Raw genomic sequence first — 19,742 nt, forward strand, 5'->3', positions numbered from 1 at the left:
CGCGTCAATCGTTCCGCAGTTTCATCAGGCATCACGTGACATATGCGCCAGACATCCCTTGACCGCGCGGCCCGTGGGTGCACCTTTGTGCGTCAGACAAGGGGAGGCATTATGGCCGATATTTCATCCATCGACGGCGTGCAGGCGCTTTTGGCCGAACAGGGCTATGTTAGCGATCGCTCTTTGGGCACCGTGGTGTTCTTAAGCCTAAAGCTGGGTCGGCCTCTGTTTCTTGAGGGCGAAGCGGGCGTCGGCAAGACTGAAATCGCCAAAGCATTGGCCAAGGGGCTGGGCCGACGGCTTATCCGGTTGCAATGCTATGAGGGGCTTGATGCGTCTTCTGCCGTCTATGAATGGAACTTCCCGGCGCAGATGGTTGCGATCCGGACAGCTGAGGCGACAGGTGCCGCGGACCGCGCGGCACTCAATACGGAGCTTTTCAGCGAAGATTTCCTAATCGAGCGGCCTTTGTTGCAGGCTCTGCGCCCTGATGAGAATGGCGCGCCCGTCCTGTTGATTGATGAGCTGGACCGGACTGATGCGCCCTTTGAGGCGTTTCTATTGGAGGCGCTGAGCGAATTTCAGGTCACGATCCCTGAGCTGGGGACGATCAAAGCACCAGAGCCACCCATAGTTATTCTGACGTCCAACCGCACGCGCGAGGTCCATGATGCGTTGAAGCGGCGGTGCCTGTATCACTGGGTCGATTATCCCGATTTTGACCGGGAGATGGACATTCTGACCGCCCGTGCGCCGGAAGCCGCAGAGAACCTGAGCCGCGAAGTTGTCGCTTTTGTTCAGCAGTTGCGGACTGAGGATCTATTTAAAAAGCCGGGTGTGGCTGAGACCATCGATTGGGCGAAATGTTTGCTGGCGCTTGATACGTTGACGCTGAGCCCTGAAGTTATCGCTGATACGTTGGGGGCGGTCCTGAAATACCAAGACGACATCGCAAAATTGCATGGATCAGAAGCCAAACGTATTCTTGATCAGGCCCGCGCAAGTCTAGAGCCAGCCTGATGTTTGCAGGTTCTCGCAATATCTTGAGCGCAAAGCGTGGTTGAGTACGCCCCGCTTGAACTGCCTGATAACCCGCGACTTGCGGGCAACATAACGCATTTTGCAAGGGCGTTGCGGCGGGCAGGGCTGCCTATTGGCCCGGGTCGTACGCTTGAGGCTATCCGCGCGGTTGAGGCTGCGGGTTTCTCGGAGCGTCGGGATTTCTACTGGACGCTACACGCGTGTTTTGTGAACCGGCCGGAGCAATCACGGGTGTTTGCTCAGCTGTTTCGGCTTTATTGGCGCGATCCGCGATATCTTGAGCATATGATGGCCGCGATGCTGCCTGCGATCCGGGGCGTGCAAGAAGACCGCCCGGCCAAACCGGCCGAGAAACGCGCAGCGGAGGCTTTATTGGATGGCGCAGAGGCACCGGCGCAGGACGATCCGTCCGAGACGCCAGAAGAAGACGCGCTCGTCGAAGTAGACGCCAGCCTGACGATGTCCTCGTCTGAGCGTCTGCGTAGCCTTGATTTCGAACAAATGAGCATTGCTGAGATGGCGCAAGCCAAGCGGATGCTCTCCAAACTCAAACTGCCTATCAAACCGCTGCCGTCGCGCCGTACTGCAGCAAGCTTTGGTCAAGGTCGGATAGACCCGGCAAGGTCGCTGCGCGCGGCTTTGCGCAGGGGCGGTGAAATGGATCAACTCGCGTTCAAAAAGCCACGAGCGCGGTGGCCCAATCTGGTGGTTTTATGTGATATTTCCGGCTCCATGAGCCAGTATTCCCGCGTTATCCTGCATTTTCTGCACGCTGTTGCCAATGAAAAGGGGGCAGGCTGGGCGCAGGTGCATGCCTTTACCTTTGGCACGCAGCTGACGAACATCACCCGCCATTTAGCGACCCGCGATGTAGATGCCGCACTCGCGGCTGCGGGGGCCGAAGCACAAGATTGGGAAGGTGGAACTCGTATTGGCAAAAGTATTGCTGCATTCAACCGTGACTGGTCGCGTCGGGTGCTGGGGCAGGGAGCTGTGGTGTTGCTGATCACAGATGGTTTGGACCGGGACGACCCAGACGATTTGGCGCATCAGATGCAGCGGCTTCATTTATCAGCGCGACGGCTGATTTGGCTTAACCCACTGCTGAGATGGGACGGGTTCGCGCCCAAAGCTGCAGGCATTCGCGCGATGCTACCGCATGTTGACAGTTTTCGGGCAGGTCACTCGATCGCGTCGTTGGAAGAGCTTGCGAGCGTCATCTCCAAGCCCGATGATTTAGGTGAAAAAGCACGGTTGATGGCGGCGTTGCGGGCATAAAAAAGGGGCTGAAACCGGTGTCGGTCGCACCCCCTTAGTCATCACTTTGTATTCAAAACGTTGTTACGCAAAGGTTTTTGCGAAAGTCTCACGGTAGAGTGTGCTCAGATCGGCGAGGTTGGCGGATGCGGCACCAAACGAGAGAGTGTCGCCGCCGAATGTGCCGACCCTAGCAAGGCTGACGTTTGCGGCAGTGGCTGCGGCGAGTAACTTTTCTGCCTGCGCTGGTGTTGCTGCAATAAGGTAGCGCGCCTGATCTTCGCCAAAGACGGCAGCGGTGTCGTCTAGGGTAAGAGTTGCGCCAAGCTTTGCGTGGTCGGCCATTTCGAAAGCCGCGAGCGCGAGGCCGCCATCCGACAGGTCAGTACAGGCATCAATGTCTGCGTGGTTGGCGCGAATGAAATCGCCATGACGTGCTTCGGCGGCAAGATCGACATGCGGCGCGTCGCCGTCTTTTCGGCCGAACGCTTCGGCACGCAGGGCGGATTGGCCAAGGTGGCCAGATGTTTCACCCAACAACAATGCGACATGACCGGGGCGCACATCAAAGCCGATGATGTCGTCGGTATGTGCCAGCAAACCTACAGCGCCAATGGTTGGGGTCGGCAAAATACCTGAGCCATCAGTTTCGTTGTAAAGCGACACGTTGCCCGAGACGATCGGCATGTCGAGAGCTTCGACCGCTTCGCCGATGCCTTTGATGGCACCAACGAACTGGCCCATGATTTCAGGCTTTTCTGGATTGCCGAAATTGAGGTTATCCGTTGTCGCAAGGGGCTTTGAGCCGACAGCGATTAGGTTGCGGTACGCTTCGGCGACGGCCTGTTTGCCGCCCTCAAAGGGGTTGGCGTGTACGTAGCGCGGTGTGACGTCTGACGTGAAAGCCAATGCCTTGTCGGTGCCGTGCACCCGGATGATACCTGCGCCCCAACCGGGGGTGCGGGCGGTATCGGCCATAACCATCGTGTCGTATTGCTCAAACACCCAAGATTTGGAGGCGTAATTCGGGCTTGAAAGGAGTGCGCGCAGACCCGCAATCGCATCAATGCTCGGGATGTCTGTGAGAGGGGCCGCAGGCGGGGTTTCGACCCAGGGGCGGTCATATTCGGGGGCCGTGCCGGAGAGTGCCTTGAGGGGTAGGTCGGCTTTGAGCTCACCGTGGTGGCGAATAAGAAAGCGGTCCTCGGCGATGGTTTCGCCGACGATGGCGAAATCGAGGTCCCATTTGTCAAAGACAGCTTTCGCTTCTGCCTCAAGCTCGGGGCGCAGCACCATCAGCATGCGTTCTTGGGATTCCGACAGCATCATTTCATAGGCTGTCATGTTCTTTTCGCGGGTAGGGACCTTTTCGAGGTCAAGCACCACACCAAGGTTGCCCTTGTCGCCCATTTCAACGGCCGAACAGGTAAGACCCGCAGCGCCCATATCTTGGATGGAAATGACTGCGCCGGTTGCCATCAGCTCTAGCGTGGCTTCCATCAGTCGTTTTTCGGTGAACGGATCGCCAACTTGGACGGTGGGGCGCTTTTCTTCGATTGTGTCGTCGAATTCTGCTGACGCCATAGTTGCACCGCCAACACCGTCGCGGCCGGTTTTGGCACCAAGGTAGACGACGGGCATTCCAACGCCAGAGGCCGCCGAGTAGAAAATCTTGTCTGCGTCGGCTAGGCCTGCAGCGAATGCATTTACCAGACAATTGCCGTTATAGGCTGGGTCAAAGCGCACTTCGCCGCCAACTGTTGGCACGCCAAAGCAGTTGCCATAGCCACCAACGCCAGCCACCACACCGTGCACAAGCTGGCGTGTCTTGGGGTGACTGGCCACACCAAAGCTAAGCGAGTTCATGGCCGCAATCGGCCGTGCACCCATGGTAAAGACGTCGCGCAAAATGCCACCCACGCCTGTCGCCGCACCTTGGTAGGGTTCAATATATGAGGGGTGGTTGTGGCTTTCCATTTTGAAAACCACCGCTTGGCCGTCGCCGATGTCGACCACGCCTGCGTTCTCGCCGGGGCCACAGATAACTTGAGGGCCGGTTGTGGGCAGGGTGCGCAGCCATTTCTTGGAGGACTTGTAGGAACAATGCTCATTCCACATTGCCGAAAAGACGCCAAGCTCTGTAAAGGAGGGTTCGCGGTCCAGCAGGCCTAGAATATTTGCGTATTCATCCGTGCTGAGCCCATGCTTGGCGATGAGTTCGGGTGTGATGGCGGGCTCTGTCATGAGTGCGGTTCCCCTCGCGTCAATGTCACCGCGTCTTTAGAACAGTGGCAGGCTGAGGAAAAGGGCAAAGGCCATAACAGCAGCCGGCAAGCGTCGGGCAAAAAAAGACCGGGCACAAAGGCCCGGCCAAGTCCAACAGGGAGGTACAAAGCGATGCGCCCGAAGGGCATCCATCTTCATACAGTCTAAATAGGTAGCAAGGTGCCTTCGTTCAAGGCATTATAGCCTAACGTATATGCAAACCCGATATGCACTTGGTGCATGGCTGCCGGGGCTAACCGTTTTCTTTGGCCCGCTTTTGTTTGCGATAGGTTATTATTTCATCTTGCACAAAGTCACGGAAAGCAGCGACCCGCTTAGATTGGCGCAACTCTTCGGGGTAGGCGAGGAACACCGGAACATCGGCTGATTCCACATCCGGCAGCACCTGAACGAGGTCCGGGAAGTCTTGCAATAAATAATCAGGCAGGACGCCAACACCCAGATCGTTCAGCACGCCTTGCAGCACACCAAAGTAATTATTGACCGTCAGCAGTGAGCGGATGTCGTTGAGCAGTAGCTGTTGCACTAGATTGAGGCCTGCACCAACCTGATCACTGTCCGTATTTTGGCAGATCAGGCGGTGGTCAGCCATATTTTCGATCCGGGTGGGAGTGCCGTTGGCGGCCAGATATTTCGGGCTGGCATAGAGGCACATGCGTACGGTCATCAGCCGTTTGCGGACCAGATCGGCCTGAGAAGGTTCTTTGAGGCGAATGGCGACATCGGCCTCGCGCATGGGCAGATCAAGGACACGTTCTTCGAGCATCAGATCGACTTTGAGGTCGGGGTATTGCTCATAAAGCTTCGACAACCGCGGTGCGAGCCAGAGTGTGCCGAATCCCGTAGTCGTGGTTACGCGCAATTCGCCGAATACTTCTTCTTCGCTGTCGCGGATGCGTGCCGTGGCGGCATCCAAGCGTTTTGTCATCGCGGAAGTGGCGTCAAACAGCAGCTCGCCTTGCTCGGTCAGTATTAGGCCACGTGCGTGTCGGTGAAAGAGGTTGGTGTTGAGCTGTTCTTCAAGCCCGCGCACTTGCCTGCTTACGGCAGATTGCGACAGATTCAGTTTGTCGCCAGCATGGGTCAGAGACCCAGCATCCGCCACCGCATGAAAAATTCTGAGTTTGTCCCAATCCATCGGACCACACTTTCATAATAGACCTTCTTACAGCTAAACTATTGTATCGGAAAAAATAAGGGGAACCGGCAAATTCTTGCTGCACTGCGGCGGAAGTGCCCCCTATACAGGTCAGTAAGTATGACCTATATATACTTCTGACAAGACGCTGACACACCGCTGGGGAGAGCTGCCATGACCATGCAGAAGATTTCACTGAATGATCGCTTTGATTTAGAAAAATCGCCTGTGCTGCTCAATGGCACACAAGCGCTGGTGCGGATGATGATGATGCAGGCGGCGCGTGACCGCGCGGCTGGGCTGAATACCGCAGGGTTGGTGACCGGGTACCGTGGCAGTCCGCTGGGGGCTGTGGATTTGCATATGAGCAAGGCGGCCAAGCCTCTTGCCGCGCATAACGTGACCTTTCAACCAGGATTGAACGAGGATTTGGCCGCGACCGCCCTCTGGGGCAGCCAGCAGGCGGAATTGCGCGGCGAGGGCAAATATGATGGCGTCTTTGGTTTGTGGTACGGCAAAGGGCCGGGGGTGGACCGCTCAGGTGACGTGATGCGTCATGCCAATATGGCCGGCAGTTCCAAAAACGGTGGCGTGCTGATGGCGATGGGGGATGACCATACGGGCGAATCCTCGACCGTGCTGCACCAATCAGAATGGGCGATGGTGGATGCATATATGCCCATCGTTAGTCCCGCCGGTGTGCAAGAGATTATGGATTACGGCATCTACGGTTGGGCCCTGTCGCGGTTCTCGGGGTTGTGGGTTGGCCTTAAGACGATGAAAGACACAGTTGAGGCGACCTCTGTTGTGAACGGCGACCCGCACCGGGTGAAGGTGGTGTTGCCGGAATTTGCCCTACCAGAAGGGGGGCTGAACATTCGGTTGGTCGATACGCCCCATGCGCAAGAAACGCGGATGATCGATCACAAACGCTTTGCCGCAGAGGCATTCAGTCACGCCAACAAAATGGACAAACGCGTCTGGGGCAAGCGCGGTGCTAAGATCGGGTTTGTTGCTGCTGGCAAGAACTGGCTGGACCTGGTGCATGCGTTGTCGCTGCTCAATATCGATGAAAACGAGGCGGAACGGCTGGGGATTACCACCTATAAGATCGGCCAGACCTTTCCGTTGGACATGCGCGGGTTTCACGCGTGGGCCGAAGACCTGGATTTGGTTGTCGTGGTTGAAGAAAAGCGCAAGCTGATCGAGGTGCAGATCAAAGAAGCGCTGTTCTCGGACCCGCACCGCCGTGTCTATGGCTGGCACAAAGGCGGCGGCGCTGGCATGGAGCATGGTGAAGAGCTGTTTCCGACGCGCGGTGCGCTGGATCCGATCTTGATCGCTGAAAAGCTTGGCGGCATCTTGCTTGAAGAAGGCCGTAACACCGATGCGATAAAGGCCGGACTTGAGGCGTTGTCAGAAGCCCGCCACGCCGATAATGCCGAAGATATTGCAGCGCGCACGCCCTATTTCTGTTCGGGTTGCCCGCATAATTCCTCCACCAAGCTACCGGAAGGCAGCCGCGCTTATGCGGGGATTGGCTGTCACTACATGGTGCAATGGATGGACCGCGAAACCACCGGCTCTACCCATATGGGCGGCGAGGGTGCCAATTGGATCGGCGAGGCTCCGTTTTCGACGCGCAAGCATGTTTTCCAGAATATCGGGGATGGGACTTATAACCATTCTGGCCTGCAAGCCATTCGCGCGGCTTTGGCGGCAGGGACAAACATCACCTATAAGGTTCTTTACAACGATGCCGTGGCGATGACGGGCGGGCAGAGCAACGAGGGTGATTTGGATGCGCCGCGCATTGTTGCTGAGCTGCGCGCGTTCGGTGTTCAAAACCTTGCTGTGGTGTATGATGAAAAAGAAGATATTGATTTAAAGGCATTTTCCGGCGTGCCTACCCATGAGCGTGCGCAGTTGGACGCTGTTCAAAAGGACCTTGCCACCAAAGAGGGCGTGAGTGTCATTGTCTATGTTCAAACCTGCGCCGCAGAAAAGCGTCGCCGTCGCAAGCGAGGGCTGTTTCCTGATCCTGATAAACGCGTGTTCATCAATTCGGACGTTTGTGAAGGCTGTGGCGATTGTGGAGTGCAATCCAACTGCGTCTCGATCGTGCCGAAAGGCACCGAGCTGGGACGCAAACGGGCGATTGACCAATCATCGTGCAACAAAGATTTCAGCTGCGTCAAAGGGTTCTGCCCATCATTTGTGACGCTTGAAGGGGCCAAAATCCGCAAGGAACCAACGGCGGAGGTAAAAATCCCCGATCTGCCGATGCCTGAGCTGCCTGCTATTAACGGCACCTACAATGTCGTAATCACTGGCGTTGGGGGCACGGGTGTTGTGACCATCGGGGCGGTGATGGCGCAAGCGGCTCAGCTTGATGGCAAAGGCGCTGGCATGATGGAGATGGCGGGGCTTGCCCAAAAGGGTGGCGCGGTGAATATCCACTGCCGGTTGGCGGAAAAGCCTGAAGATATCTCTGCCATTCGTGTCGCTACGGGGGAAGCGGATGCGTTGATTGGTGGCGATCTGGTCGTCTCTGCGGGCAACAAGACGCTGGGCCTTACCAAAGCGGGTAAAACTGGTGCCGTGGTCAATGCGCACCAGATTATTACCGGCGACTTTACCCGCGATACTGAATTCCAGATGCCCTACGACCGCCTGACGCTGGCCTTAGAAGCGCGGCTGAAAGAGCGGCTTACGATGTTTGATGCGTCTGATCTGGCCAAGGCGACGTTGGGGGATTCTATATTTTCCAACATGATAATCTTTGGGGCCACTTGGCAGCGCGGATTGCTGCCATTGTCCCTCGAGGCGATTACCGAATCCATCACGATGAACGGAGCCGCGGTTGAGCGAAACCTGAAGGCGTTTGAATTGGGGCGCTGGGCGATTGTGCACCCCAAAGAAGCGGCGCGCGTGGCAGAGCCAAAGGTGATCGCCTTGCCCAAAACGCTGGACGAAAAGATCGCGTTTCGCTCAGAACACCTTAAGGCCTATCAGGGTGGCAGGCTGGCAAAACGTTATGCCAAGCTGTTGGGGCAGGTGTCAGATACGGGCGTGAAGGGTGCGGTGGCACTCGGGTTTCACAATGTGCTGAGCTACAAAGATGAATACGAAGTCGCCCGCCTGCTTTTGACAAGCCGCGAAAAAGCGCAGGCAGAATTTGATGGCGATTTCAAAATGACGTTCCATATGGCCCCTCCCATGATCTCAAAGATTGGACCTGATGGCCGGCCGATCAAGCGTGAATTCGGCGCATGGTCGGAGCGGCCTTTGCGGCTTATGGCGAAATTCAAGGGCTTGCGTGGCACGCCATTCGATCCGTTTGGCTATACGGCGGAGCGGCGCATGGAGCGCGCGCTTATCAAGCAGTACGAGGCGGATATGAAAGTGGTGCTGCCGCTGCTGAACGATCAGACCCGTGATGCAATTGTTGCGCTTGCGGAGCTGCCATTGCAAATCAAAGGCTTTGGCCCGGTTAAACACGCCAATGAGGCTAAAGCTGCCAAGCGTCGCGAGGAATTGCTTAGCGTGATCCGGGCGGGGGGCACTACCGCTGCGAAGGCCGCGGAATGAGCGCCGCAAGTCTGTAACCTGCGGGGCCTAGGGGATTTCGAGTGTGATGAGGGTCGCTTCATGGGTTTGATATGCCGCCAAGCGTCAGTCGGTGATCTGAGCTATACATGGCCCGCTGAAACGCGAAGCAGAAAGGCGAGGATCCGGGGACACAGTAAGCACAGCGACATGGCCGTTTTCATACTCCATGGCCCCCAATTGGCGGGTTTTCACCGCGCGACTGATTGGTAAATCACTTGCGCGCGTCGTACCAATCTACTTTGCCGGGCACACCAGCCGGATGTTCCAGATGACACATTATGTGCATGCGAATTCGTGGATGGATTTGCTGATTAAAGAGTTCCAGTGCTGGGTCGATATGCCGGTGGGTGTTGCTGTCGGTGCGCCAATTGAGCGGGCACAGTTGGGCCCATTGGCAAAAGACAGTAAAGCGGTGATGGATTTCCCGCGCAAAGCCACGTATGTGCTGGCACCAGAACCGCTCAAATCCCTTGATGCGGGCTATGAATTCGAGGAACGGCAGTGACGCCGTTGACGTGAATGGCTGTAGGTATTTTTGATTCCGGTCTGGGTGGTTTAACCGTATGGAGTGCCGTTCAGGCGCGTCTGCCTGACGTGGATTTTGTGTATCTGGCCGACAGCGCCCATACGCCTTATGGCGTGCGCACGCCGGATGATATCTACGAACTGACCTGTGCTGCGACCCAGAAATTGTTTGATTCAGGCTGCAACTTGGTTGTTCTGGCATGCAACACGGCCTCTGCTGCGGCGTTGCGCCGGATGCAAGAATCTTGGGTGCCGAAGGACAAGCGGGTGCTGGGCGTGTTTGTGCCCCTGATTGAGGCGATGACCGAGCGGCAGTGGGGCGATAATTCACCGCCTCGCGAAGTCGGCGTGAACCACGTGGCGCTATTTGCTACTCCGGCGACGGTATCCAGCAGGGCGTTTCAACGCGAGCTGGCGTTTCGTGCGATTGGGGTGGATGTCGAAGCACAAGCCTGCGGGGGCGTGGTCGATGCGATTGAAGAGGGCGATATGATCTTGGCCGAGGCATTGGTCCGCAGCCATGTGGATGCGCTCAAGCGCAAGATGCCTGATCCTCAGGCCGCGATCCTTGGATGTACGCATTACCCGTTGATGCAGGATATCTTTCAGGCAGCTTTGGGGGCCGATGTGCAAGTGTTCAGCCAAGCCAATCTGGTTGCCGAAAGCCTTGCGGACTATCTGGAACGCCATCCCGCGATGATTGGAGAAGGTGCGCCTGGCTTTCTGACGACCGGTGATCCGCAGCGTGTCAGCAGCCGTGCCACGCAGTTCTTGCGACGAGAGATGTCGTTTCAGGCAGCATAAGGGCGGCCATTTTGGCTTTACGATACCTTTTTTCGACAGGACACGACCATGACATATAATATCGCAATTCTAGGCGCTTCAGGATATACTGGCGCTGAGTTGATCCGGCTGATCTCGGGGCACTCTTCGATGCAGATCAAAGCGTTGGGGGGCAATTCTAAAGCGGGACAAAGCTTGGCATCGGTCTTTCCACATCTGCGCCACTTGGACCTGCCAGACCTTGTAAAGATGGATGAAATTGATTGGTCGGGCATTGATCTTTGTTTTTGCGCGCTGCCTCACAAAACCAGCCAAGAGGTGATCTCGGTTCTCCCCAAGACCCTGAAGATTGTTGATTTATCAGCGGATTTTCGGCTTCGCGATCCAGAAGAATACGCCAAATGGTACGGGAACCCACATGCTGCGCTTGAGCAGCAGGCAGAGGCGGTTTACGGCCTCTCCGAATTCTACCGCGAAGATATCAAAGCGGCGCGGTTGGTTGCGGGTACGGGATGCAATGCCGCGACCGGGCAATTTGCGCTACGGCCACTGATAACGACAGGCGTGATTGATCTTGATGAGATCATTCTGGACCTTAAATGCGCTGTCTCGGGTGCTGGACGCAGCCTGAAAGAAAATCTGCTACATGCAGAACTTTCCGAAGGGTATCATGCCTATGCGGTCGGCGGCACACACCGTCACTTGGGAGAGTTTGATCAGGAATTCTCGGCGCTTGCAGGTCGTCCGGTTAAGGTGCAATTCACGCCGCATCTGATCCCGGCAAACCGCGGTGTCCTTGCTACGGTTTACGTGAAGGGCGAGGCACAAGCTATTCATAAGGCTTTGGAAAGCGCTTATGTTGATGAACCGTTTATCGAGGTGTTGCCTATGGGCGAAACACCAAGCACGCGGCATATTCGGGGTTCGAACTTTTGTCATATCGGGGTGGTTGCTGACCGCATTGATGGAAGGGCTATCGTGGTTGCAGCGCTTGATAACCTCACTAAAGGGTCATCCGGTCAGGCGTTGCAAAATGCCAATCTGATGTTAGGTCTTCCAGAGACGCAGGGGCTGATGATGGCCCCACTTTTTCCTTGAGGACGTATGAAAAGCCTTAAAAAGCAACGCCGCATTCAACTGATCGCCGTCGCGGCGGTGGCCCTTGTGCTGTCGACTGCTTTGATTGGCTATGGGTTGCGCGATGGTATCAATTTCTTTCGCGCGCCGTCGCAAGTTGTAGATGAACCACCGGGCCCGGGAGAAGTGTTTCGCATTGGTGGGTTGGTCGAAGAAGGCACATTGGTCCGCGGCGATGGGGAAACGATCCGCTTTGCTGTGACCGATGGGGGCGCGAGTGTTCCGGTGACGTTTACCGGCGTTTTGCCTGATCTTTTCGAAGAAAATCAAGGCATGGTGGGGACGGGCCGTTACATTAATGGGGTCTTTGAAGCTACTGAAATACTTGCGAAACACGATGAAAATTATATGCCAAAAGAGGTGGTGGACGCCCTCAAGGCACAAGGCGTTTATCAAGAACCTGACAGCTAGCAGCGTACGCTCTGGCTGCGGTTCGTTAACTTAGATATGGCCAGCTTTCTCCAACGATTGAGGGAGAGTATTGCCAATGCAGACTATCAGACAAATTACAGATCACATCGTCCACCGCGAGGGTGGCTATGTGAATGATCCTGATGATCCAGGTGGGGCAACTAATTTTGGTGTGACCATCCACACGATGCGCAGGCTTGGCCTTGATCTGAACAAGGATGGCGCGGTGACGTCCAAGGACGTGCGATTGCTGACCCGCTCGCAGGCTGTTGATATTTTTATCAAACATTATTTTGAAAGACCGCTGATTGCGGAACTTCCCGAGGCCCTTCAGGCGTCGGTCTATGATATGTATGTGAACGCGGGGGCCAATGCGGTGAAACTCCTGCAGCAGCTGTTGCGTGAGATGAAGTTTGGCGTTTCGGTTGATGGAATGTTGGGGCCACAAAGCCTCGGGGCCGCGCGTGCGGCGTTTGAGGCCGCACCGGGTCATATGGTGGATGCCTACGGCATAGCGCGACGCAACTATTATTTCCGGCTTGCCGAGCGTCGGAGCGCCAGCCGCAAATACGCCCGCAGTCGTTCGGGTGGCAAAGGCGGTTGGATCAAACGGGCGGAAGAGTTCATTTCCCCCCAATTTCACCTATCTCATGACCAATTCAAGCAAAGGACCGCATCATGGGGTTGATGGAGAGGATATTTGGCATCGTCTTTGGCGGCGGTCGTAATGTGGTGCGCGAGACTGCGGAGGTGTTCCGTGAAAACGCCGAAGCAGGGGCCGCACGCGGGGCCGTCGTGCAAGGCCAGGCTATGGCGCAATATGGCGAAGAGTTTAACGGCACGCGCCAAGGTCTGTTTGATCGCTTTATGGATGCTGTGAATCGCCTGCCGCGCCCCGCGATGGCATTGGGCACACTAGGGCTGTTTATCTCTGCCATGGTCGCGCCGTTGTGGTTTTCTGAGCGAATGCAAGGGATTGCGTTGGTTCCTGAACCGCTGTGGTGGTTGCTGGGGGTGGTTGTATCGTTTTATTTCGGCGCGCGGCATCAAACAAAGGCGCAAGACTTCCAACGCTCGATTGTGCAGACCATGGGGCATGTGCCGCAGGTCATGGAAAACATCGAAAAGATAAAAAAGTTGCGGGCGAGCAGCATTAATGCCGCCGATACTGGGACAGACGCGCGGCTATCGGCCAATGCCATCGCACCAGAGCAAAACTTGGCATTGGATGCGTGGCGGCGCGCGGAATAAGCCGACTGCCAGAGATGTGACAACACGCCCTCCTTTCTTGCATTGGAAAGGGGGGGCTTGCAGGCTTATACTCAGCCCATGGTTACAGAACTCGGACATTTCGCTCTTATCCTCGCATTCGGTGTGGCGCTCGTGCAGATGGTGGTGCCGATGATCGGGGCCGCACGTGGGATGCCGGGCTGGATGGCCGTGGCAGAGCCAGCCGCGGGCGTACAATTTGTTTTGATAGCGGCGTCTTTTTTAGCGTTGATGTGGGCCTTTATAACTTCAGATTTCAGCCTAACGGTTGTTGTTGCAAACAGTCATTCGGCAAAACCGCTGCTCTATAAAATCAGTGGAACATGGGGCAATCACGAAGGATCTATGCTGCTTTGGGTGTTGATCGTTAGCCTTTTCGGGGCAATGGCTGCGTGGTTTGGGACCGCATTGCCGACCAGCCTGCGGGCGCGTGTTCTGGGTGTTCAGGCCGCGATAGGTGTGGCTTTCCTCGCCTTTATTCTTTTCACGTCAAACCCGTTTACGCGCATGGCTGTGCCGCCCTTTGATGGGCAGGATCTTAACCCTCTGCTACAAGATCCCGGCCTCGCATTTCATCCCCCGTTTCTTTACCTCGGTTATGTTGGGCTAAGCATGACGTTCAGCTTTGCGGTGGCGGCCCTGATTGAGGGGCGTGTTGATGCCGCATGGGGTCGCTGGGTGCGGCCTTGGACGTTGGCTGCGTGGATATTCCTGACCATTGGCATCGCACTGGGCTCATGGTGGGCCTACTATGAACTGGGCTGGGGTGGCTTCTGGTTCTGGGACCCGGTCGAGAATGCCAGCTTTATGCCTTGGCTTCTGGCCGCTGCGCTGCTGCATTCGGCTATTGTTGTGGAAAAACGCGAGAGCCTGAAAAGCTGGACCATCCTGCTCGCGATTCTAGCCTTTGGCTTTTCGCTCATCGGGACGTTCATCGTGCGCTCGGGCCTCCTGACGTCGGTGCATGCCTTTGCAAATGATCCTGAACGTGGTGTGTTCATCCTTGCGATTATGGGGTTCTTCACAGGAGGGGCGCTGCTGCTCTTTGCCTTGAGGGCAGGCACGATGGAAGCGAAGGGCGTGTTTGGCGTTGCCAGCCGCGAATCCGCGCTGATCCTGAATAACGTTTTGTTGGCGGTTTCCTGCTTTGTTGTGTTCATCGGTACAATGTGGCCGCTGCTGGCAGAGATGTTCTTTGATCGCAAACTCAGCGTTGGGCCTCCTTTCTTTAATTTGGCATTCACCCCCTTTATGGTGGCGCTTGGACTGGCCTTACCGATTGGGTCCGCGCTGTCGTGGAAGCGCGCGTCCTTCATGCGCACCATTCGGCCGTTGCGCTGGGTGTTTGTCACCGCACTTGCGATCGGTGGCCTTGTTTGGGCGATGCAGACCGGGCGGAGCCTGATTGGACCGGTGGGCATGTTCCTCGCGGCGTGGGTTGTGATGGGCACCGGCGTCGATCTTGCGCAGCGCACTGGGCGTGGGCAGGGCCGGTGGCGGCGCCTAATGCGGTTGCCGCGTGCGGATTGGGGCAAGGCCACGGCACATGCAGGCCTTGGTATTACGATGCTTGGTGTTGCGGGACTGACGGCTTGGACGGTCGAGGACATTCAGGTGGCGCGTATTGATCAACCCTTTGATGTTGGGGCCTACAAGTTAACCCTGCGTGAGGTGACCGAGGGGCGCGGGCCGAATTATTTGGCCACGACTGGTGTTCTGGATGTCAGCCAAGATGGCCGCTCCTTGGGGCAGCTATCGCCAGAGAAACGCTTTTACCCCGTCGCGCAGATGCCAACGACCGAAGCTGCGATCCATCAGAACCTCGCGCGCGATCTTTATGTTGTGATCGGTGATGAACAGACCGGTGGCGGCTGGGCCGTGCGGACCTATATCAAGCCGCTGACCAACTGGATTTGGATCGGCTGTGGATTGATGGCTCTGGGTGGGTTGCTCAGCCTGTCAGACCGGCGTTTCCGGGTTGCCGCAGGTGCCCGAAAAGCCAGACAGGTTCCAGCCGAATGAAGCATCTTTGTCTGATCTTGGTGCTGCTCGCGACGCCCTTGGCGGCGGTTCAGCCTGATGAAGTCCTCAGTGATCCGGTGCTCGAAGCGCGGGCCCGCGATGTTTCCAAAGAACTGCGATGCCTTGTATGTCGCAACGAGAGCATTGACGAGAGCGAAGCGAGCCTTGCGCGCGATCTGCGGATTTTGCTGCGCGAACGGTTGGTTGCGGGCGACACAGATGCAGAGGCAGTTGATTTCATCGTCGCGCGGTACGGTGAATTTGTACTGCTCAATCCAACGTTGGGTGGCGCGAATTGGCTTCTTTGGGCTGCGGGGCCGCTGATGTTGTTGATCGCAGGCGGTGTTGGGGGCATATACCTGCGCGCACGAAGCCGTGCACCGACGCTGGGTGAGGATGTTTTGTCCGACGCAGAAGAAGCCCGCCTGCGCGATATCCTAAAAGACTGACGCTCGGTTTCGCTGGCGAGTAGCGCGTGCTCTGTTAGAACGGTGGAAACCGATTGGACGAAGGATACCCGGACCATGGAATACCAAACCCTGACCTATGACCTCAGCAACGGCGTGGCGATTGTCACCCTGAATCGTGCTGATAAAATGAACGCCCTTAGCACGCAGATGCGCGCCGAGATTGCCCATGCATTTACGCAAGCTGGCAAAGAATCGCGGGTGGTTGTTATCACCGGGGCAGGGCGGGCTTTTTGTTCGGGCCAAGATTTGGGTGACCGCGCGTCCTCGGCGGACATTGATCTTGAACGGACATTGCGCGACGAATACGCGCCAATGCTGCGCGCCATCTATGACTGCCCTGTCCCAACAATCGCTGCGGTGAATGGACCAGCTGCGGGGGCCGGGGCGAACTTGGCACTGGCCGCAGATGTGGTTTTTGCAACCGAGAGCGCATATTTCCTGCAGGCCTTCACGCGGATTGGCCTTATTCCCGATGCGGGCGGCACCTATATGCTGCCGCGCCAGATGGGCATGGCCAAAGCTATGGGGGCCGCACTTTTTGCCGATAAAATCAGCGCACGTCAGGCCGACGATTGGGGCATGATCTGGGAAGCGGTCGCCGATAAAGATTTTGATGCGCATTGGCGTGCAAAAGCTGCGCATCTTGCCTCGGGTCCAACAGCAGCGTTTGAATCTGTGAAAAAGGTCATACGCGGCAGCTGGGACAATACCCTTGATGCGCAACTGGCATTTGAAGCGCGCGAGCAGGGCAAATGCGGCAAATCACGTGATTTTAAGGAAGGCGTGATGGCCTTTATCGAAAAACGCCCCGCGGAATTCGAGGGGCGCTAAGCGATCTTAGGTGTGAACGCTGCGCTCAACCAAAAGCACATCCGCGGGATTGAGGGCCGCGCCAGTGCTGCGGGCGATCACTGCAATGGCCACACCATTGGCTAGAACCGTGTGCACCATGCCAGAGGTTTCCTTGATCGTAATCTCTGGCGGGGTGTCACCACGGTCATAGACCACAGCGACGTGGTCGCAGTTGTGGTTGCTGTCGGGAACAAGCGCTCCCTGCAGTCCTTTTTGATTTGGGGCCGTCGCAGGGATCAATCCCTTTGCGTTCGACCATTCGTAGTTTGCATATTTGATATAGCTTGCCATGGTATTCCTTTGACCTCTCGGCCCGTCCTAAAAGTTTATGCAACTAGCCCGTTTAGCTGCCTGTTGTATTAAGTTATGCGACTGCCGCCGGAGCGTTTGGTTCAAACAGTTGCACTACCGTCGCTTCGGTCAAGACGGTGATATCGCCCGCGCTCAAAGTGCCACCCGCACCCGTAACCCGTGCCACGACCGTTCCGTCAACACGCACAATGGCATCGCCATCATTGTTGTTAACAGTGACATTCACATCGGTGTCGTTCTCTACGATGACAGTGACGCTATCGTCGACTTCATCGTAATCCATAATAGTTGCAACGCCGGCACCCGCCTGTTCGTTCAGTACGTGGAAGGTGTCTTCGCCGTTGCCACCGGTACCCATGTCCTGGCTACCCAAGATCAAGTCATCGTCGCCAGCGCCGCCGTAGAGAATATTACCCAAGCTGTCATCGCGCATGTCGACTTGGCCACCATTTAGGTCTGCCAGCGTGGAGGTGCCGTCGCGCAACGCGTCCATTTCTTCAAGGTCCAAGGGCAAAGCGTTTACGATCCCACCAAAGAGCACATCATCCCCTGAGAAACCGCCCAAGTTGTCAAAGCCGCGTCCGCCAACCAGCGTGTCGGAGCCTTCGTTGCCGCGCAGTAGGTCAGCACTGTAATCGCCAGAGATGAAGTCGTCGCCACCTTGGCCTTCGATGGTGTCGCTGCCGCGGTTACCGGTGATAAAGTCATCGCCATCGCCAGAACACAGCATGTCAGCACCGTCTTCGCCGGTGATAATGTCGTCGCCCTCTCGGCCAAAGATGGTATCGTCGCCGGCCAGACCAACAAGGTCATCATCGCCCGCACCACCGTCCAAAAAGTCATCGCCCTGGCCGCCTTCAAGAGTATCAGCGTTTTCGGCCCCTTCCAGGCTTTCACCGGAATCGTCGTCGTCGTCATCATGGTTTGCCACGACCACGCCAATGAGAGCGACAGGCAATAAAAGTGAAAGTATTAAAATCATACCGGAACTCTCTAAAAACTCGTTAACACATAGTTATTCGCCTGAGGATTGCTGGGTCAAGCTTTCTGATTCCATTGTAAGGCTGGTCGAAACAATGCCACATTATGGCCTTTTTTGGTGGCTTAGCGCTGCGTAGTAGACACGCATAGGTGGCGACAATCCGCTGTTTCCGTTGGAGATTATTATCGGGACTGCTTCGGCAACATATGATTCGAATCAAACGATTCGGGGCACCAACTGCGCAAGCGGTGCCTTTTTTTCGCCACATTTGGGGAGGTCAAAAACCGCTCAAAACGAAAAAGGCCCCGGCATATTGCCGAGGCCTAAAACATCTAAATCGAGCTGTGAATTAGCGGTTTTCAATGTCCACGTAGTTGCGTGCGGTGGCCCCTTGATAAAGCTGACGGGGCCGGCCGATTTTGAGTTGTGGGTCGCTGATCTGCTCTTTCCACTGCGAAATCCAACCCACCGTGCGCGCCAGCGCAAAGATCGGTGTGAACATCGATGTGGGGAAACCCATCGCTTCGAGAATGGTGCCTGAATAGAAGTCGACATTCGGGAAGAGTTTCTTTTCTGCGAAATACGGATCTTCAAGGGCGGCTCTCTCAAGCTCCTTTGCGACCTGTAGGATCGGGTTGTTTTCCACGCCCAAAAGCTCGAGCACTTCGTCAGCGCTCTCTTTCATCACGGTCGCACGCGGGTCAAAGTTCTTATAGACCCGGTGGCCAAAGCCCATCAGGCGGAAAGGATCGTTTTTATCCTTAGCGCGCGCAATGAATTCTGGGATCCGGTCTGGTGTGCCAATTTCCTTGAGCATCTCAAGGCAGGCTTGGTTTGCGCCGCCATGCGCAGGGCCCCAAAGGCAAGCAATACCGGCTGCAATACACGCAAAGGGGTTGGCTCCAGAGGAAGAGGCCAAACGCACAGTTGATGTTGAAGCGTTTTGTTCGTGATCCGCATGCAGGGTAAAGATGCGGTCCATTGCACGGCTAAGGATCGGGTTCACCACGTAATCTTCGGCAGGCACGGCAAAACACATGCGCAGGAAGTTAGAGGCATAATCCAGATCGTTGCGCGGGTGCACGAAAGGTTGGCCGACGGTATATTTATAGGCCATCGCGGCAATCGTGGGCATCTTTGCAATCAGACGGATAGAGGCAACTTCGCGCTGCCACGGGTCAGTGATGTCTGTGCTGTCGTGATAAAACGCGGACATAGCGCCCACAACGCCAACCATGACGGCCATCGGGTGCGCGTCGCGCCGGAACCCACGGAAGAAATTCATCATCTGCTCGTGCAGCATGGTGTGATTGGTGACGCGGTGTTCAAAATCTTCAAGCTCTGCAGGGGAGGGTAGCTCCCCGTAAAGCAGCAGATAACAGACTTCGAGGTAGTGTGATTTGGAGGCCAGCTCGCCGATGGGATACCCACGGTGCAGCAAGATACCTTCTTCGCCATCGATAAAGGTGATGGAGCTGTCGCAGGCCGCCGTTGAGGTAAAACCCGGATCGTATGTAAACACACCCGCTTGCGCATAAAGCTTGCGGATGTCGATCACATCGGGGCCAACGCTGGGTGAGAAAATCGGCAAATCTATCGTTTTGCCATCAATGGTCAATGTTGCGGATTTTGTACTTTCGGCCAT

General features: G+C 56.2%; 17 protein-coding genes. 12 read left to right on the top strand and 5 right to left on the bottom strand.

Going from position 1 to position 19,742, the window contains the following annotated elements; genetic code table 11:
* Positions 1 to 111 precede the first annotated feature (111 nt).
* Both C1J03_RS08965 and C1J03_RS08970 read left to right on the top strand, forming a co-directional pair.
* The gene (locus C1J03_RS08965; protein WP_114885708.1) at positions 112 to 1,020 is read left to right on the top strand and encodes an AAA family ATPase; all 909 of its coding nucleotides are present in this window, start codon (positions 112 to 114) and stop codon (positions 1,018 to 1,020) included.
* Between the two features lie 36 nt (positions 1,021 to 1,056).
* Entirely contained in the window at positions 1,057 to 2,319 is a 1,263-nt protein-coding gene (locus C1J03_RS08970) for a vWA domain-containing protein (RefSeq protein WP_114885711.1), read from the top strand.
* Between the two features lie 63 nt (positions 2,320 to 2,382).
* On the opposite strand, the gene purL is transcribed toward C1J03_RS08970, so the two are convergent.
* Complete coding sequence (gene purL / locus C1J03_RS08975; protein ID WP_114885713.1) at positions 2,383 to 4,542, bottom strand: phosphoribosylformylglycinamidine synthase subunit PurL; 2,160 nt, start codon at positions 4,540 to 4,542, stop codon at positions 2,383 to 2,385.
* A gap of 274 nt (positions 4,543 to 4,816) precedes the next feature.
* Positions 4,817 to 5,722: a LysR family transcriptional regulator gene (locus tag C1J03_RS08980; protein ID WP_114885715.1), complete on the bottom strand. Its 906-nt coding sequence runs from the start codon at positions 5,720 to 5,722 to the stop codon at positions 4,817 to 4,819.
* Between the two features lie 174 nt (positions 5,723 to 5,896).
* Between C1J03_RS08980 and C1J03_RS08985 the strand changes: the two genes are divergently transcribed.
* The 10 genes from C1J03_RS08985 to C1J03_RS09030 all read left to right on the top strand — a co-directional run bounded on the left by C1J03_RS08985 (position 5,897) and on the right by C1J03_RS09030 (position 16,782).
* Positions 5,897 to 9,313, top strand: coding sequence for an indolepyruvate ferredoxin oxidoreductase family protein (locus C1J03_RS08985; RefSeq protein WP_114885717.1), 3,417 nt, complete (start codon positions 5,897 to 5,899; stop codon positions 9,311 to 9,313).
* Between the two features lie 187 nt (positions 9,314 to 9,500).
* The gene (locus tag C1J03_RS08990; protein ID WP_114885719.1) at positions 9,501 to 9,839 is read left to right on the top strand and encodes a hypothetical protein; all 339 of its coding nucleotides are present in this window, start codon (positions 9,501 to 9,503) and stop codon (positions 9,837 to 9,839) included.
* 14 nt (positions 9,840 to 9,853) lie between these two features.
* Positions 9,854 to 10,663, top strand: coding sequence for a glutamate racemase (locus C1J03_RS08995; protein ID WP_114885721.1), 810 nt, complete (start codon positions 9,854 to 9,856; stop codon positions 10,661 to 10,663).
* A gap of 48 nt (positions 10,664 to 10,711) precedes the next feature.
* Positions 10,712 to 11,740, top strand: coding sequence for an N-acetyl-gamma-glutamyl-phosphate reductase (gene argC / locus C1J03_RS09000; RefSeq protein WP_114885723.1), 1,029 nt, complete (start codon positions 10,712 to 10,714; stop codon positions 11,738 to 11,740).
* Between the two features lie 6 nt (positions 11,741 to 11,746).
* On the top strand, positions 11,747 to 12,190 hold the full coding sequence (gene ccmE / locus C1J03_RS09005) for a cytochrome c maturation protein CcmE (protein ID WP_114885726.1): 444 nt from the start codon (positions 11,747 to 11,749) through the stop codon (positions 12,188 to 12,190).
* Between the two features lie 76 nt (positions 12,191 to 12,266).
* Complete coding sequence (locus C1J03_RS09010; RefSeq protein WP_114885728.1) at positions 12,267 to 12,878, top strand: holin-associated N-acetylmuramidase; 612 nt, start codon at positions 12,267 to 12,269, stop codon at positions 12,876 to 12,878.
* Complete coding sequence (locus tag C1J03_RS09015) at positions 12,869 to 13,441, top strand: holin family protein (RefSeq protein ID WP_114885731.1); 573 nt, start codon at positions 12,869 to 12,871, stop codon at positions 13,439 to 13,441. Before C1J03_RS09010 ends, C1J03_RS09015 begins: the two co-directional genes overlap by 10 nt.
* A gap of 78 nt (positions 13,442 to 13,519) precedes the next feature.
* Positions 13,520 to 15,481, top strand: coding sequence for a heme lyase CcmF/NrfE family subunit (locus C1J03_RS09020; protein WP_114885733.1), 1,962 nt, complete (start codon positions 13,520 to 13,522; stop codon positions 15,479 to 15,481).
* Positions 15,478 to 15,930 carry a cytochrome c-type biogenesis protein gene (locus tag C1J03_RS09025; RefSeq protein ID WP_114885736.1) on the top strand — a complete coding sequence of 151 codons (453 nt, stop codon included), beginning with the start codon at positions 15,478 to 15,480 and terminating at the stop codon, positions 15,928 to 15,930. The genes C1J03_RS09020 and C1J03_RS09025 overlap by 4 nt, the downstream gene beginning before the upstream one ends.
* Positions 15,931 to 16,005: 75 nt before the next feature.
* Positions 16,006 to 16,782 carry an enoyl-CoA hydratase-related protein gene (locus tag C1J03_RS09030; protein ID WP_114885739.1) on the top strand — a complete coding sequence of 259 codons (777 nt, stop codon included), beginning with the start codon at positions 16,006 to 16,008 and terminating at the stop codon, positions 16,780 to 16,782.
* Positions 16,783 to 16,788: 6 nt separating this feature from the next.
* Here the strand turns inward: C1J03_RS09030 and C1J03_RS09035 are convergent, their stop codons facing one another.
* The 3 genes from C1J03_RS09035 to gltA all read right to left on the bottom strand — a co-directional run bounded on the left by C1J03_RS09035 (position 16,789) and on the right by gltA (position 19,742).
* Positions 16,789 to 17,094 carry a hypothetical protein gene (locus C1J03_RS09035; protein WP_114885741.1) on the bottom strand — a complete coding sequence of 102 codons (306 nt, stop codon included), beginning with the start codon at positions 17,092 to 17,094 and terminating at the stop codon, positions 16,789 to 16,791.
* Between the two features lie 73 nt (positions 17,095 to 17,167).
* Positions 17,168 to 18,097: a calcium-binding protein gene (locus C1J03_RS09040; protein ID WP_114885743.1), complete on the bottom strand. Its 930-nt coding sequence runs from the start codon at positions 18,095 to 18,097 to the stop codon at positions 17,168 to 17,170.
* Between the two features lie 349 nt (positions 18,098 to 18,446).
* Positions 18,447 to 19,742 (bottom strand): citrate synthase, encoded by a 1,296-nt coding sequence (gltA, locus tag C1J03_RS09045; RefSeq protein WP_114885745.1) that lies wholly within the window; start codon positions 19,740 to 19,742, stop codon positions 18,447 to 18,449.

Origin of the sequence: Sulfitobacter sp. SK012, from assembly GCF_003352085.1 — a bacterium.
Taxonomy (GTDB): Bacteria; Pseudomonadota; Alphaproteobacteria; order Rhodobacterales; family Rhodobacteraceae; genus Sulfitobacter.

Coding starts and splice junctions, on each gene's coding strand:
- ccmE (WP_114885726.1), top strand. CDS start 11,747: ATGAAAAGCCTTAAAAAGCAACGCCGCATTCAACTGATCGCCGTCGCG.
- C1J03_RS09010 (WP_114885728.1), top strand. CDS start 12,267: ATGCAGACTATCAGACAAATTACAGATCACATCGTCCACCGCGAGGGT.
- C1J03_RS09025 (WP_114885736.1), top strand. CDS start 15,478: ATGAAGCATCTTTGTCTGATCTTGGTGCTGCTCGCGACGCCCTTGGCG.
- C1J03_RS08985 (WP_114885717.1), top strand. CDS start 5,897: ATGACCATGCAGAAGATTTCACTGAATGATCGCTTTGATTTAGAAAAA.
- purL (WP_114885713.1), bottom strand. CDS start 4,542: ATGACAGAGCCCGCCATCACACCCGAACTCATCGCCAAGCATGGGCTC.
- C1J03_RS09015 (WP_114885731.1), top strand. CDS start 12,869: ATGGGGTTGATGGAGAGGATATTTGGCATCGTCTTTGGCGGCGGTCGT.
- C1J03_RS09040 (WP_114885743.1), bottom strand. CDS start 18,097: ATGATTTTAATACTTTCACTTTTATTGCCTGTCGCTCTCATTGGCGTG.
- C1J03_RS08965 (WP_114885708.1), top strand. CDS start 112: ATGGCCGATATTTCATCCATCGACGGCGTGCAGGCGCTTTTGGCCGAA.
- gltA (WP_114885745.1), bottom strand. CDS start 19,742: ATGGCCGAAAGTACAAAATCCGCAACATTGACCATTGATGGCAAAACG.
- argC (WP_114885723.1), top strand. CDS start 10,712: ATGACATATAATATCGCAATTCTAGGCGCTTCAGGATATACTGGCGCT.
- C1J03_RS09035 (WP_114885741.1), bottom strand. CDS start 17,094: ATGGCAAGCTATATCAAATATGCAAACTACGAATGGTCGAACGCAAAG.
- C1J03_RS09020 (WP_114885733.1), top strand. CDS start 13,520: ATGGTTACAGAACTCGGACATTTCGCTCTTATCCTCGCATTCGGTGTG.
- C1J03_RS08980 (WP_114885715.1), bottom strand. CDS start 5,722: ATGGATTGGGACAAACTCAGAATTTTTCATGCGGTGGCGGATGCTGGG.
- C1J03_RS08995 (WP_114885721.1), top strand. CDS start 9,854: ATGGCTGTAGGTATTTTTGATTCCGGTCTGGGTGGTTTAACCGTATGG.
- C1J03_RS08990 (WP_114885719.1), top strand. CDS start 9,501: ATGGCCCCCAATTGGCGGGTTTTCACCGCGCGACTGATTGGTAAATCA.
- C1J03_RS09030 (WP_114885739.1), top strand. CDS start 16,006: ATGGAATACCAAACCCTGACCTATGACCTCAGCAACGGCGTGGCGATT.